The organism is Cupriavidus sp. MEYA8 (assembly GCF_059278825.1).
This window is the reverse complement of record NZ_CM181222.1, coordinates 2,218,493-2,233,634: the sequence shown is the minus strand read 5'-3', so window position 1 is coordinate 2,233,634 and position 15,142 is coordinate 2,218,493. Positions and strand designations below refer to the sequence as shown.

Below are 15,142 nucleotides of genomic sequence, written 5' to 3'. Positions count from 1 at the left end.
CCCCCATCTCTTCAACCTGAGCCCATGACCATCCCGACAAGAAGGCTGGCATGGGCAAGTTTCATCTCATATCTTTAAACGGAGACAACCATGCCAACCCGCCCCACCCTGTTCCGTCCCCGCCACGCCGCGGTTGCCGCCATGCTGGCACTGGCGATGCCGGCCGCGATGGCCTGGACCAGCAAGCCCGTGCGCATGCTGGTGCCGGCGCCTGCCGGCGGCACCATGGACGTGATCGCACGCCTGCTGGCCGACCAGCTTTCGGCCGACCTCGGCACGCCCGTGGTGGTCGACAACAAGCCGGGCGCCGGCGGCGGCATCGCGATTAGCGCGATGCTGGCCGCGCCGCCCGACGGCCAGACCATCATGGTGACCGCGACCAACGTGCTGACCGAAGTGCCGCACGTGCTGAAGACTCCCTACAACACCATGAAGGACATCCGCCCGCTGGCCGCCGTGGCCCGCTCGCGGCTGCTGCTGGTGGGCTCGCCGACGCTGCCCGCCAAGGACTTCAACGGCCTGGTGAGCTACGCGCGTGCCAACCCCGGCAAGCTCAGCTTCGCTTCCTACAGCGCCGGCACCGCTTCGCACTACGCGGGCGTGATCGTGAACCAGAAGTCCGGCATGGACCTGCAGCACGTGCCGTTCGCCGGCTCGGCGCCAGCGCTGGCCCAGGTGATGGGCGGCCAGATCGCCGTGATGTACGACGGCATGGTGACGTCGCTGCCGATGATCAAGGCGGGCAAGCTGCAGCCGTACGCCGTGGCATCGAAGAACCGCTCGCCGCTGCTGCCGCAGGTGCCGACCTTCGCGGAACTGGGCTATCCCGATGTGGAGTTCAGCAACTGGGTCGGCGTGATCGCATCGGCGCGCGTGCCGGTCGAACTGGCGCAGAAGATCCAGACCGCGACCTACAAGGCCGCGGCGACGCCCAAGGTGCAGGAGCGGATGCAGGCGCTGAGCTATGAGCCGATGCAGCCACAGTCGCTGCAGCAGCTCGGGCAGTCGCTGCACGAAGAGTTCGAGCGCAATGGCGCGATTGTGAAGGCGTTCAATATCCAGCCTTGATCGGGCGCTTTTGTTCCACTGGTTTGCTTCCCTTTCCCATAAATGGGAGAGAGGAGAAAGCACTGCCGGCACCAGGCTTCGTCGCACCCACACGCCTCCCTCGGGAGGCGTTTCTCATGTGTGCCGAGCATGCCCAACAGCTCGGTGGTGCAGGTCCCCTATCCAACCTGATGGTGGTGAAGGATTAGCGAAGCGCAAGGGCTCCACCGTGAGGTGGGGTCTGAAGGAAGCGTGGAGCAAAGCCACGACCTGACGAACAGAAATCAGATACGAGGCCTGGTACCTGAAGTCGCACTGGGCTGGGCTACTTCGGCTTCAGTGAGTGGCCAAGCGTGCTGCGCGATCTCGAGTGCTGGCTGCGCCGGCGCTTGCGCTGCTTCCTCCGCTTGCGCGAGAGAGGGTGAGGGCAGGCGCATGGCAAGCATCGCTGCCGGCACCAGGCTTCGTCAGCCCCCCGCACGCCTTTCTCGGGAGGCGTTTCTACTTGCCGGCGAAAGCGCGTCGCCCTTTCGCAAGCTCAACAAAAAAAAAGCGCCAGTCCCCGCCCGAGGACTGGCGCCAAGCTCCTTACCTTCCCTTTCAGGCTACGTCTTCCCGCAGCTGCTTCTTGTTGATCTTGCCCACGCTGGTCTTCGGGATCGCCTCGACGAACGTGATGCGGTCGGCTTCAGGCACCGCGTACTTGCTGATGCGCTGCGATTCGACGTGGCCCAGCAGGTGCGCGCGGACCTGTTCCGCATTCACCTCCACGCCCGGCTTGCGTACCACGAACGCCATCGGCCGCTCGCCCCACCTGGCGTCGGGGACACCGATCACCGCGCATTCCAGCACGCCTGGCACTTCGGTGATCAGATTCTCCACCTCGATCGACGACACCCACTCGCCGCCGGTCTTGATCACGTCCTTGATGCGGTCGACGATCTGCACGAAGCCGTCCTGCCCCATCACCGCGACGTCCTGCGTGTGCAGGTAGCCGCCGGCCCACAGGTCTTCCGATGCCGCCGGCTTGCCGAAGTACGCCTTGGTCAGGAACGGCGCACGCAGCACGATCTCGCCGCGGCTCTTGCCGTCGTGCGGCAGGTCCTGCATGTCTTCGCTGACGATGCGGTAGTCCACCAGCGTCACCGGGCGGCCGGTGGAGCAGCGCATGCGCACTTCTTCGGCACGGTCCTTCGGCACGCACCCGGGCGGCAGCTGCGCCAGCGACACGATCGGGCCGGTCTCCGACATGCCGTAGCCGGCGAAGATGTCGATGCCGCGATCCAGGGCCGCCTCGCACAGCGCGGGCGGCAACGCCGAGCCACCGATGATGATCTTCCAGCCCGACAGGTCCGGCTTGCCGTCGGCGGAGGCCTGCAGCAGCATCTGCAGGATGGTTGGCACGCAGTGCGAGAAAGTGACCTTCTCGGTCTCGCGCAATTTCAGCAGCTGGTCGGGCAGGTAGCGGCCCGGCAGCACCGTGCGCAGCCCGAGCATCACGGCGACATACGGGATGCCCCATGCCAGCACGTGGAACATCGGCGTGATCGGCATGTAGACATCTTCACGATGCATGCGCTGTCCTTCGCGCGGCGAGCACAGGCTCGTCGCCGACGCCAGCGTGTGCAGCACGATCTCGCGGTGGCTGTAGCAGACACCCTTCGGATCGCCGGTGGTGCCGGTGGTATAGAAGGTGGCGGCCTTGGTGTTCTCGTCGAAATCCGCGAACTCGAAGTCCGCGGGCGCATGCTCCAGCAGCGCCTCGTACTCGCCGGCGAACGGCACGCTGGACTTCGGCACGTCCTGGCCATCGGCCAGCAGCACGAAGCGCGGGTTGCCGGTGAGCTGCGGGCGGATCTGCTCGATCACCGGCAGGAAATCCGGGTGCACCAGCACGATCGCGGCGCCTGCATCGTTGAGCGTGTAGAGGATCTGCTGGGGCGACAGCCGCACATTGACGGTGAACAGCGTGGCGCCCATCATCGGTACGCCGAAATAGCATTCCAGGTAGCGGTGGCTGTCCCAGTCCATCACGGCCACGGTGCTGCCGTGGCGGATGTCCAGCGCAGCCAGCGCAGACGCCAGCTTGCCGATGCGGCGGCGGAAATCGCGGAAGGTGTAGCGCATTTCGCCGCGGTAGCTGATCTCCTGGTCGCCATAGAGGCTCAGGGCATTGGTCAGCAGCTGCTTGACCAGCAGCGGATAGGCGTAGGCCGACTTGGCCGGCGTGATCAGGTTGTCTTGCATGTTCATTCGCTCGAATCCAGGGTTCAGTACGGCCTGGTGCCGATGATGCCGGCCCGCTCCATCTTGCGGTGGCACGGCGGATAATCCATCACAGCATAGTGCTGCGTCGCGGTGTTGTCCCAGATCGCCACGCTGTCGGGCGCCCAGCGCCAGCGCACCTGGTACTCGGGGATGTACGCCTGGCTTACCAGGTAGCGCAGCAGGTCGGCGGCGCCCGGGTTGGCGTCCTGCCCGAAGCGCACGCGCGCGGCGGTGTGGTAGTTGGTGAAGTGCGTGGTGAAGGCGTTGACGTAAAGCACCTTCTCGCCGGTGTCCGGGTGCGTGCGCACCACCGGATGCTCGGCATCGGGATACTGCGCCTTCAGCGCCAGGCGCTTCTCGACCGGCATGGCGGCGCCGAAGCTCGCTTCGATGCTATGGCGCGCGCGCAGGTCGGCGATCTGCGTCTTGATGTGCTCGGGCAGCCGTTCGTAAGCCAGCGCCATGTTCGCCCACATGGTGTCGCCGCCAACCGGCGGGCATTCCACGCAGCGCAGCACCGCGCCGAACTGCGGCGCCTCGCGCCACGTGGTGTCGGAGTGCCAGGCGTTCTCGTAGCGGTCGTTGGGCTGGTCGGGCGTCTTGTAGATGCGCACCAGGCCGGGGTGTTCCGGGTCGCTGCCGGCCACCGGATGGTCTTCCAGTTCGCCGAAGCGGCTGGCGAAGGCGACATGCTCGGCCCGGCTGAACTTCTGGTCGCGCAGGAACAGCACGCGGTGCTGCAGCAGCAACGCGCGGATCTCGGCGAACAGGCCGTCGTCGCGCACGGCATCGGCCAGGTTGACGCCGCTCAGTTCGGCGCCCAGCGCGCAGGTGAGTTGTTGGACTCGCATGGCTTTTGGCTCCTCAGATGACAAAGATCGACGAACCGGTGGTCTTGCGCGACTCCAGGTCGATATGCGCCTGCACCGCGTCTTCGAGCGCGTAGCGCTGGTTGATCTCGATCCGGATGCGGCCGGAGCCGACATGATCGAACAGTTCCCCGGCCAGTTGCGCCTTCTCGGCCGGATCGAAGATGTAGTCGGCCAGCGCCGGACGGGTCAGGAACAGCGAGCCCTTCATCGCCAGCAGCACCGGGTCGAACGGCGGGATCGGGCCGGAGGCCGTGCCGACGCAGACCATGGTGCCGCGGCGGCGCAGCGAATCCAGCGAAGACGTGAAGGTGCTCTTGCCGACGCTGTCGAACACCACCGACACGCCGACGCCGTCGGTCAGTTCGCGCACGCGCTTGGCCACGTCTTCATGGCTGTAGTTGATGATGTGGTCGCAGCCATGGGCACGCGCCACTTCGGCCTTGGCCTCGCTCGACACCGTGCCGATCACGGTCAGTCCCAGCAGCTTGGCCCACTGCGAAACGATCAGGCCCACGCCGCCGGCTGCCGCGTGCAGCAGGATGGTTTCGCCCGGCTGGAACGCATGGATGCGGCGCATCAGGTACGCCGAAGTCAGGCCGCGCATGGTCATCGCCGCCGCGGTCTCGAAGCCGATGGTGTCGGGCAGCCGGATCAGCGGCGCCGCCGGCACCAGGCGCTCGGTGCTGTAGGCGCCCAGCGTGTTGATAAAGCCGGTATACGTGACGCGATCGCCCACGGCAACGTTGGTCACGCCCGGGCCGATGGCCTGCACCACGCCCGAGGCTTCCACGCCCATGCCGGACGGCAGCGGCACCGGGTAGGTGCCGTTGCGGAAATAGGTGTCGGCGTAGTTCAGGCCCACCGCCACGTGGCGGATGCGCACCTGTCCCGCGCCGGGCTCTCCCACCGCCGCGTCTTCGTAACGCAACACTTCGGGGCCGCCAGTCTCATACATGCGGACGATCTTTGCCATGCAGTTGTCTCCTTGGAACGTTGCGGCACCGATGTGTGCCGCGCATGCAGCCAATGTAGGTCGCCGCGGCCGCGGCAGCTTTGCAATAGGCTCCAGCGGCTTTGCATTTCATGCCAAGCCCGCCTATCATGCCGCTGCAAAGACAATGCGGCGGCCTTCCCAAGGCCAGCCGCCATAAGCGGGAGACAACCTTGGACACCCTGGTACGTGCAGCAGCACTGACCAATTTCTTTGAAGTGGCCGGCGCGCTCGGCCTCAATACTCAGCCTTTGCTGCGCACCGCCAGGCTTAGCCGGGCGCTGCTGGCCGATCCGGACCAGCGCATCCCGGTGGGCGCCTGCGCCACGCTGCTGGAAGCCGCGGCCAGGGCGGCGGACTGCCCCACCTTCGGCCTGCGCATGGCGGAATCCCGGCAGCTATCGGACTTTGGCGTGATGAGCCTGCTGATCAGCCAGCAGCCAACGCTGCGCGCCGCGCTCGCCACGATCATCCGCTACCGGCACCTGGTCAACGAATCGGTGTCGATCCTGCTGGAAGAGGCCGGCGGCGCGGTCATCATCCGCCAGGAAATCGTGCTCGACCAGCCTTCGCGCCAGGGCACCGAGCTGGCGCTGGGGGTGGTGTTCCGCCTGTGCCGGGCCTTGCTCGGCTCGCACTGGCGCCCGCTCAGCATCAACTTTACGCACCCCGCGCCCGACGACCTGCGCGTGCACCGGCGCCTGTTTGGCTGCCCGCTCGAGTTCGACAGCGAATTCAACGGCATCGTGTGCCGGGCAGCCGACCTCGACGCGCCCAACCCGACCGGCGATCCGGCGATGGCGCGCTATGCCGAGCGCTTTGTCGACGCGCTGCCGCGCATCAACGCGCCCAGCATCGGCCGCGATGTGCGCAATGCCGTCTACCTGATGCTGCCGATGGGCCGCGCCACCTGCGAAGCCGTGGCGCAGGGACTGGGACTGAGCCTGCGCACCATGCAGCGCCAGCTCGACGAAGCCGGCGAAACCTTCACCGATATCCTCAATGAAGTGCGGCGCGAACTGGCGCTGCGCTATGTGGAGAACCCGCAATACGCCATGCTGCGCGTGGCGGAGCTGCTGGGATACAGCTCGGCCAGCACGTTCACGCGCTGGTTCTCGCTCCAGTTCGGCGAGCCGCCGCTGGCATGGCGCCGGCGGCACGCAAACGGCAACACCAGCGGCAACGCAAGCGCTGCCGGTGCCGAGGCCACGCAACGATGAGCCCTTCGCACACCATCGGCGTGCATTTCGCGACAATCGGATAACGCGATGTCTTACTACCTGCGCAGCGCCAGCCTGACCAACTACGTTGAAGTGGCACGTGCCGTCGGCCTCGATCCGCACCAGCAGATGCGTGCGGCCAAGATCAGCCGCGACGTGCTGCTCGATCCCGATATCCGCATCCCTGCCGCGCTGGTGGGACGGCTGCTTGACGCGTCGGCACGCGCCGCGCAGGTGGACGACTTCGGCCTGCGCATGGCGGAGCTGCGCCAGTTCTCCAACCTGGGGCCGCTGGCCTTCGTGGTGCGCGAGCAGCCCACGCTGCGCCGCGCGCTGGAGTCCATGGTGCGATACATGGGCCTGCAGAACGAATCGCTGGCGATGCGCCTGGAGGAATCCGAAGGACTGGTCATCATCCGGCTCCAGGTCCTGAGCGAGGAATCCGGCGTGCTGCGCCAGGCCACCGACCTGGCCGTGGGCGTGATGTTCCGCATGCTGAGCCTGTTCCTGGGGACTTCGTGGCGCCCGCGCAGCATCTGCTTCACGCACCCCGCACCCGCCAGCGTGGCGACCTGCATGCGCGTGTTCGGCATCGACCCGCTGTTCAACCAGGACTTCGACGGCATCGTCTGCGCCGCCGCCGACCTGGAGGCCCCGCTGCCGTCCTACGACCCCGCGATGGCAGGCCAGGTCAAGCGCTACCTCGGCAGCCTGCTGGCCCAGGCCAACGCCACCGCGCCGGACAAGGTGCGCAAGCTGGTTTACGTCCTGCTGCCCACCGGCATGTGCTCGGTCGACCGGGTGGCGCAGCACCTGGGGGTGGACCGGCGCACCATCCACCGCCGCCTGGCGCGCGATCAGACCAGCTATTCCGAGATCCTGAACCAGGTGCGTGCGGGGCTGGTGGTCGGCTATATCGAGAACCCCGACAGGCCGCTGTCGGAGGTGGCCACGCTGCTGGGATTTACTTCACTGAGCACGTTTTCGCGCTGGTTCAGCGGCGAGTTCGGCTGCAGCGTGTCGAAGTGGCGGTCGCAGCAGGCGCAGCAAGCGCAGCACGCGTAGGCTCGAGGCGCGCCGGGATCAGGTTCCGCGCCGGGCCGCCTCGATTTTTGCGATATCGATTTTCCGCATCGTCATCATCGCTTCGAAGGCGCGCTTGGCCGCCGCGGGATCGGAATCGAATACCGCCGCGGTCAGCGCGCGCGGCGTGATCTGCCACGACAATCCCCACCGGTCCTTGCACCAGCCGCATTCGCTTTCCTGCCCGCCGTTGCCGACGATGGCATTCCACAGGCGGTCGGTTTCGGCCTGATCGTCCGTCGCGATCTGGAAGGAAAACGCCTCGCTGTGCTTGAAATGCGGGCCGCCGTTGAGGCCAAGGCAGGGAATGCCGGCAACGGTGAACTCTACCGTCAGGACATCGCCTTGCTTGCCATCGGGATAGTCGCCGGGGGCGCGGTGGACGGCCTTGACAGCGCTGTCGGGGAAGGTCTCGGCATAGAAGTTCGCGGCATCCAGCGCGTCGCGGTCGTACCACAAACAGATCGTATTCTTGCTCGGCATGTTGTGTCTCCTTGGAAAGGTGAGCACGGGGCATCCGTGGTCGTCGAACACTCAAGGGCGCCGGCCAGGCACGGTGTGCCGGTCGGCCGCCCAGGCGTCGATATTAGACTTATCTGGCCGCATCCCCAATATGCCGTGGACGCCATAAGCCGGCGCTAGCGTGCCCGCCCATCGCGGCAATTTGATCCGCCCCGCCCCCGAGGGGCGCGACGGTGGCGCCATCCAGACGCACTTGGTGGTCGAGGTACATGTAGTGCCATGAGAGCTTCGCCGCCCCTTTGGTCAGTACGCCTCTCGTCTGAGGAGCACCGGGATAGTGACAGGCGTGCCCATCATCCCGCCACGACTTCGCTAAGACCAACATGACGGTGGACAATCCGATCGGCCACCGTAGCGCCCGGCTATCCCCCCAATGCGGCCGACGCTTTTCCACGAAGGCCGCAATTCCCTCCTTCGCGTCGTCGGTCGCGGCCACCTGGCAGAACGTATCAAAGGCGTGCAGCCCGCCATGAGCCGCCAGGTGTGGATCTGCCGGTCGGCGACGATGCCGGTCACGCTCGCCGCAAGCACGGTGTGGACGCAGTTGCTGGAGATTACCGCCGGGCTGGTCGACGGCGGTGTGTGGCCAGCGCGTTCGGTCCGCAGGCCCGGTTCCTGATCCTGCCCCTTTCGGGGCATGGTTGCGCGGCACATTTCTCATTGTGAAAGCGTCGCTTATTGATCATTGCGGGGATCCATGACCGTCGCCTATCCTGTCCTAACCGGCACGGCGAATCTGTGCGGTACAAGACATAGCCGGACAAGAATTAACAATAACAAGGACAAGGGGAATCTCCCCAAATACGGGCTGATGCGAGAAGCATGCGCCGTCCGCGCGCTCGGCCTGACTGGAATCATGGGGTGAAACCATCGCACGCGGTGCAGTACCGGCCGTGAGCGGGATTCTCCGTTGACAAAACATGGCCGATGCATTCCTGTTCAGCAAACCCTTCACGTTTCTCGCCTGTCCCGGCATGCCGGAAGTCAGGTCCGGCGTCGATGCACTGGAATCGCTGCCCGGACATATGTTCTGGCTCGAGAACGAGGACTTCATCCGCAGCGTCCACGTGCCGGACTTCCTCGCACAGAGCCGCGCCGCCCTCGAGGCGGTGATGCCCGGCGGGGCCGCGCTGGTTGACGCGAAGGCCGACGAGATCCGGCGCAGCACGCATCTCATCTCCGCCCTGCAGCGCCTCGGCCCCGAAGCGGCCGCTGCCGCGCACTCGTACTGCTACTGGCGCTATTCCGCCGACGTACTCGGGCGCTCGCAAGGGATTCCGCGCAGCGCGATCGAGCGCCAGTTCGACCGCGCGGTCGCGCCGCGCGACGGTGCGCACAAGCTGGAATGGATCTGCCCTTGCTGCGATGGCCAGGCGCACTACCAGGTCGACGGACTGCTCGCGTCGCAACGCGTGGCACGGCAGGGCGGGTTCTCGGTGGAATGCCCGCATTGCGGGCATCGGGAGCGCCTGTATGCCGGCTTCCTGCACGCCGGCCGGCTGGAGTGTCAGTGCAGCATCTGCACCGGCTTCATCCAGACGCTGGCAGGCCAGCTTGCCAGGCCCGCTCGCAAGCTGGCGGGCGGGCTGGAAGCGTTTGCCTGGAAGCATGCCGTCGACACCATCGCGGAGATCCACGAACTGAAGGAGGCAGCCTTGCAGCGGCTGGCACGCGGCGATACGCCCTCGGACAACGCGATGGCGTTCGCGCATGCCGTGCAGGCGGATGCCGAACGCCCCCTGCCGGACATCCTCTGCCAGATCGATCCCACGCTCGAAGGCCGGCTCGACAAGAACCCCCGGGTGTGGGCGCTGCTGTGCGAGCTGCTGCAGGAAGGCGTACTCGACTGCGAGTGCACGATCTACGATCAGGACAAGTGCCAGCAGGTCGCGCTGGAGCTTGCGTTGCTCGACGACGACCCGGCAGCGGCCAATCCCGCGGCCCATGATCAGCTCACTACGCTGCTCAAGGGCTACGAGCCATCCAAGCGCGACACTTTCATCAGCTGGCTGCAGGCTCTCAAGCGCTTGCGGCTGTGCGTGGCGCGTTTCAATGTCGCCGTCGACGTGGCCTGGCGGCTCAGCGTGGAGCATTGCCGCATCCTGACCGCGCGGCAACCGGATGGCCCGGGCGCGGCTGGCCCCCATGCCAGCGGGCTGCCACGCTGGCAGCCCGCGCCGCGCCTGCGGCGACCGGACCGGCCGGTCTATCTCGACGCCGAGCTGGAAGCGGTGCAGCTGTTGAAGGCGCTCGGGTATATCGTGTTCAGTCCGGAGGATATCCGCTCGCAGCAGGACAACATGGAAGACATCTCGTAACGCGTTTTCCTGCTGAACCACGATCCCTGGCAACGCCTCTTGCGATGGACGGCTTTGGGCACTAATCCTATGAAGGACGCGTCCCCAAGGAGGCCCCATGGCGCAGTGCACAAAGTGCGGATGCGATAACACCGCGGGTGCCAACTTTTGCCAGCAGTGCGGCAGCGCCCTCGTCCGCCAGTGCCGCAGTTGCGGCCAAGCCCTGGCGCCGGCGGCGCGCTTCTGCAGTGCATGCGGCGAGCCTTGTGGGGAACCGGCACCCGCCGCGTCCACCGCGCCGGTCTCGCCCGTGTCCCCGGTGTCCCCGGTGTCCTATACGCCACCCCACCTCGCCGAGCGCATCCGCAGCGAGCAGGCGGCGCTGGAAGCCCGCGGCGAGCCCGCCGGCGAGCGCAAGACCATCACCGTGCTGTTTGCGGACATGGCCGGCTCGACCGCGCTGATCCACGACCTGGATCCAGAGGACGCCCACCGGCTGATCACGCCGGTGATCGACCTGATGATGGAGGCGGTGCACTACTACGAGGGCTACGTTGCCAAGTCATTGGGCGACGGCATCCTGGCGCTGTTCGGCGCACCGATCGCGCACGAGGACCACCCCCAGCGTGCGCTCTACGCCGCGCTGCGCATGCAGAAGGCAATGCAGCGCCACAGCGACAGGCTCAGGCTGGAGCAAGGCATCTCGCTGCAGATCCGGGTCGGCATCCACACCGGCGAAGTGGTGGTGCGCTCGATCCGCAAGGACGATCTGCACACGGACTACGATCCGGTCGGCCACACCATCCACATCGCGTCGCGGATGGAAACCATGGCGGCGCTCTCGTCGATCTTCGTCAGCGAATCCACGCAGCGGCTTGCCGAAGGGTATTTCGCCTTCAAGCCGCTGGGCGTTGCGCAGGTCAAGGGCATTCCCATGCCGCTGGCCGTCTACGAGCTGACCGGCATCGGGCCGCTGCGTACACGCTTGCAGGTGTCGGCGCATCGGGGCCTGGCGTGCTTCGTCGGGCGCGGCCTGGAGCTGGAGACGTTGCACCAGGCACTGCAGCGATCCGCGGCGGGTCAGGGGCAGATCGTTGCGGTGGTCGGCGAGGCCGGAGTCGGCAAATCGCGGCTGTTCCATGAATTCAAGGCGCGTTCGCCGGGCAGCTGCCTGAAGCTGGAGACGTTCTCGGTGTCCCACGGCAAGGCCTTTGCCTACCTCCCGCTGATCGAGCTGGTGAAGAACTATTTCCAGATCGAGGCTCACGACGACGAACGGAAGGCCCGCGAAAAGGTGGCGGGCCGCGTGGTGATGCTCGACCGGGGACTGGAAGACGTGCTGCCATACCTGTTGCACCTGCTGGGCATCAGCGAGCCGGGCTCGGCGTTGCCGAACATGGATCCGCTGATCCGGCGCCAGCGCACCTTCGAGGCGATCACCACCCTGCTGGCGCGCGAGAGCCGCAACCAGCCGCTGGTGCTGCTGTTCGAGGACCTGCAATGGCTGGACAGCGAGACCGAAGCCTTCCTGGATGTACTCGTCGACCGCCTTGCCAACGCCAGGATCCTGCTGCTGCTGAACTACCGGCCCGAGTACCAGCATGGCTGGAGCCATCTTGACTGCTACACGCCGCTGCGGCTAGACCCGCTGGGCCTGGCGGAAGCCGGGCAACTGCTCACCGCGCTCCTCGGCGACGATCCGGCGCTGGCGGACCTCAAGCGCCTGATCCTGGCAAAGACCGAAGGCAATCCCTTCTTCATGGAAGAAGTGGTGCAAACCTTGTGCGAGGAAAAGGCGCTGCTTGGCGAGCCCGGCCACTACCGCATCGAGAAGACGCCCACGGCGCTCCATATCCCGACCACGGTACAGGGCGTGCTTGCCGCCCGCATCGACCGGCTGTCCCGTGCCGAGAAGGACTTGCTGCAAACCCTCGCCGTGATCGGGAAAGAGTTTACGCTCAGCCTGATCCAGCGGGTGGTCGCGCAACCCGATGAGCAGTTGCGCCCGCTGCTCGCCCAGCTGCAGGCGGGGGAATTTATCTACGAGCGGCCGGCCTTTCCCGACACCGAATACACCTTCAAGCATGCGCTGACCCAGGAAGTGGCCGGCAACAGCCTGCTGACGGAGCAGCGCACCGCGCTGCACCAGCGCACCGCCCAGGCGATCGAGGCCCTGTTCCAGAACCAGCTGAAGGACCACTACGGCGAACTGGCGCGGCATTACAGCCTCAGCGGCAACGACCCGAAGGCGGTGGAATACCTGCAGTACACGGGACAGCAGGCCATCCAGCGCTCGGCCTACCACGAGGCGATCAGCCACCTGAATGCCGCCCTGGAATTGCTCGGCCGCCAGCCGGACACCCCCGAACGCGCACACCAGGAGCTCGCGCTGCGGCTGGCCATCGGGCCGGCGCTGATCGCCGCCCGGGGCTTTGCCGCCGCCGAGGTCGAGGCCACCTACAGCCGCGCGCTGGCCCTGTGCGGCCAGGGCGGCGACACGCTACAGCTGTTCCCGACGCTGGTCGGGCTGCGTACCTACTTCTCGCTGCGGGCGGAGCATGCGAAGGCTTACCGGCTAGGCAAGCAACTGCTGCGGCTGGCCGGGCGAACGAACGATCCGGAGCTGTCGGGAGAAGCGCACGTCGCGCTTGGGATGAGCGCGTATTACCTGGGCAGGTTCGGCATCGCGCATACCCATCTGCGCGCTGCCCTCGCGCTCTATGGCGCAGGACCGCATCTCACCCACCTGAATGTCCATGGCGTGGATCCCGAAGTGCGCGCCCTGTCGGCGTCAGCACTCGTGCTCTGGACGCTTGGCTATCCGGACCAGGCCCTCCAGTGCGCGCAGGACGGGCTTGCGCTGGCGCGGCAGATATCCCACCCCTTCAGTTTGGCGCATGCCCTGTGCCAGGCCGCGGAATTGCACCAGTTCCGCCGCGAGCCCCAACTCACGCAGGAATACGCCGATGCCGCCATCACGCTGTCGACCGAGCAGGGTTTCCCGCTGTGGCGCGCGTGGACCACCATCCTTCGCGGTTGGGCGCTAACGGAACAGGGGCAGCAGCAGGCAGGCATCGCGCTGATGCATGAAGGGCTGGACGCCTATCATGCGACCGGTGCGGTCCTGGGGAATTCGCACTTCCACTGCCTGCTGGCACACGCCTACGGACGCCAGGGACAATGGCAGGCGGGGCTGGACGCGCTTGCCGTGGCGAAGGACGCGGTGGACCAGACCGGGGAGCACTATTGCGACGCGGAATGGCACCGCCTGAACGGCGAGCTGGTACGGCAACGGTCGGCTGCCGAGGGGCGGCCTGAAGGCGACACCGAAGCGCAAGCGTGTTTCGACAAGGCGATGGAAGTGGCTCGCCACCAGCATGCCAGGTCGCTGGAATTGCGGGCCGCGCTGGACCTGGCGCAGCTATGGCGGCAGCAAGGCAAGGAGCAAGCGGCCATCCAGTTGCTGGCGGGCATCCGGGCCGGGCTGACGGAAGGCTTCGACAGCGCGGACATGCAGGCCGTGGCCGCCCGTTGATGCCATGCCAGCGTCCGGGCCGCGGGAACAGGCAGGCGCCGCGACCTTCACGATCCTGTTCGGCGCCTTCGACCGCCACAATTTCGGCGACCTGCTGCTCGCGCATGTGGTGCGGCGCATGATCGGCCAGCACAGCACCAGTGACAAACTCTATTTCGGAGGTCTTGCCGGGCGCGACCTGAGGCGCCATGGCGGCCACCGGGTCCGCGCGCTGGCGCATCTGTCCGCCACCGTGGGCGACGCCGCCGTCGAGGTCATCCACGTGGGCGGCGAAATCCTGACGTGCTCGCCGTGGGAAGCCGCCGTGATGCTGCTGCCGCCTGACGAGGCCGGCGCAGTGGTAGCGCGGCTCGATAGCCATCCGCGCGAGCGCACGGCGTGGGCGCGGCGGCAACTGGGCGTGCCGGACCTTGCTCCCTACCTGTTGCCTGCCACTTTGTTTGCCAATGTCAGGCGCGTCATTGTCCACGCCGCCGGTGGCATTGACCTGGGATCGGTCGAGTCCGGCATGCGGGCCGAAGTGGTGGCCAAGCTCGGCGCCGCCACCAGTGTCGGCGTCAGGGACCGGCAAACCCGGGCCGTGCTCGCCGCGAACGGCATCGATTGCCGCCTGGAGCCGGATCCGGCGGTGCTGGTGGCTGAACTGTTCGGCGATCGCATCCGCCGGCGCGCCGGCCATGGCGAATGCGCCCGCATCGGGTCGGGTTTCCCGGGCGGATACCTGGCGGTGCAGTGCAGCGCCGATTTTGGCGACGACGAAACCCTGGCACAGCTGGCCTCCCAACTCGAGCGCGTCGCCCGGGACAGGCACCTGGGCGTGGTGCTGTTCCGCGCCGGCGCCGCGCCATGGCATGACGACCTGGCTTGCTACCAACGCCTTGCCGCACGGCTGCGCAGCGCGCACGTCGCGCTCTTTGGCTCGCTCGACCTGTGGGACATCTGCGCGTTGGTCGCGCACAGCCAGGGCTTCATCGGCAGCAGCCTGCACGGCGGCATTGTCGCAGGCGCCTTTGGCTTGCCGAGGCTGGGCCTGCTGCGGCCCGGGCAACCGCCCGAAGCCAGCAAGCAGGTTGCGTTCGCCTCGGCCTGGGGCGCGGCCGGCGCGCCGGCGGCCGTACCCGTAGAGAAACTTGCGGCGAGCATGGACCAGGCGTTGGCAATCGGGCTTGCACAGCGCAGCGCGCTGGCCCGCGAATGGGCCGCCGCGTGCCGTGCCGCGTTCAAGCTGGTTCAGGACGACTAGCACCGGTGGCTCAACGCAAAACGGCGCGACAGGGCAACTGCCCCGTCGCGCCGTCGATCCCTTG

Annotated in this window: 11 protein-coding genes; 7 read left to right on the top strand and 4 right to left on the bottom strand. The window is 66.8% G+C overall.

Features of this window, described 5'->3' with window-relative positions; genetic code table 11:
• The first annotated feature begins 90 nt into the window (after positions 1-90).
• Positions 91-1,068, top strand: a complete 978-nt coding sequence (locus AC5WJ1_RS27145; protein WP_133094620.1) for a tripartite tricarboxylate transporter substrate binding protein — start codon at positions 91-93, stop codon at positions 1,066-1,068.
• Between the two features lie 579 nt (positions 1,069-1,647).
• On the opposite strand, the gene AC5WJ1_RS27140 is transcribed toward AC5WJ1_RS27145, so the two are convergent.
• Genes AC5WJ1_RS27140 through AC5WJ1_RS27130 form a run of 3 tightly spaced genes read right to left on the bottom strand, consistent with a single transcriptional unit; the run spans position 1,648 to position 5,160 of the window.
• Entirely contained in the window at positions 1,648-3,294 is a 1,647-nt protein-coding gene (locus AC5WJ1_RS27140; protein ID WP_133094751.1) for a fatty acid--CoA ligase, read from the bottom strand.
• Between the two features lie 23 nt (positions 3,295-3,317).
• Positions 3,318-4,166 carry a TauD/TfdA dioxygenase family protein gene (locus AC5WJ1_RS27135; protein ID WP_135702733.1) on the bottom strand — a complete coding sequence of 283 codons (849 nt, stop codon included), beginning with the start codon at positions 4,164-4,166 and terminating at the stop codon, positions 3,318-3,320.
• Positions 4,167-4,179: 13 nt separating this feature from the next.
• Complete coding sequence (locus tag AC5WJ1_RS27130) at positions 4,180-5,160, bottom strand: quinone oxidoreductase family protein (protein WP_133094618.1); 981 nt, start codon at positions 5,158-5,160, stop codon at positions 4,180-4,182.
• A gap of 191 nt (positions 5,161-5,351) precedes the next feature.
• Between AC5WJ1_RS27130 and AC5WJ1_RS27125 the strand changes: the two genes are divergently transcribed.
• Both AC5WJ1_RS27125 and AC5WJ1_RS27120 read left to right on the top strand, forming a co-directional pair.
• Complete coding sequence (locus AC5WJ1_RS27125; protein WP_494476755.1) at positions 5,352-6,398, top strand: AraC family transcriptional regulator; 1,047 nt, start codon at positions 5,352-5,354, stop codon at positions 6,396-6,398.
• Between the two features lie 48 nt (positions 6,399-6,446).
• A complete protein-coding gene (locus tag AC5WJ1_RS27120; protein ID WP_135702734.1) occupies positions 6,447-7,463 on the top strand; it encodes an AraC family transcriptional regulator in 1,017 nt (338 codons plus the stop codon).
• An 18-nt stretch (positions 7,464-7,481) separates the two neighbouring features.
• Here the strand turns inward: AC5WJ1_RS27120 and AC5WJ1_RS27115 are convergent, their stop codons facing one another.
• Entirely contained in the window at positions 7,482-7,964 is a 483-nt protein-coding gene (locus AC5WJ1_RS27115) for a VOC family protein (RefSeq protein ID WP_133094750.1), read from the bottom strand.
• 412 nt (positions 7,965-8,376) lie between these two features.
• On the opposite strand from AC5WJ1_RS27115, the gene AC5WJ1_RS27110 reads away from it, so the two are divergent.
• The 4 genes from AC5WJ1_RS27110 to AC5WJ1_RS27095 all read left to right on the top strand — a co-directional run bounded on the left by AC5WJ1_RS27110 (position 8,377) and on the right by AC5WJ1_RS27095 (position 15,078).
• A complete protein-coding gene (locus AC5WJ1_RS27110) occupies positions 8,377-8,622 on the top strand; it encodes a hypothetical protein (RefSeq protein WP_205751615.1) in 246 nt (81 codons plus the stop codon).
• 301 nt (positions 8,623-8,923) lie between these two features.
• On the top strand, positions 8,924-10,321 hold the full coding sequence (locus tag AC5WJ1_RS27105) for a hypothetical protein (protein WP_135702735.1): 1,398 nt from the start codon (positions 8,924-8,926) through the stop codon (positions 10,319-10,321).
• Positions 10,322-10,418: 97 nt separating this feature from the next.
• The gene (locus tag AC5WJ1_RS27100; RefSeq protein ID WP_494476754.1) at positions 10,419-13,835 is read left to right on the top strand and encodes an adenylate/guanylate cyclase domain-containing protein; all 3,417 of its coding nucleotides are present in this window, start codon (positions 10,419-10,421) and stop codon (positions 13,833-13,835) included.
• Between the two features lie 4 nt (positions 13,836-13,839).
• Positions 13,840-15,078 (top strand): polysaccharide pyruvyl transferase family protein, encoded by a 1,239-nt coding sequence (locus tag AC5WJ1_RS27095; protein WP_494476753.1) that lies wholly within the window; start codon positions 13,840-13,842, stop codon positions 15,076-15,078.
• Positions 15,079-15,142 lie beyond the last annotated feature (64 nt).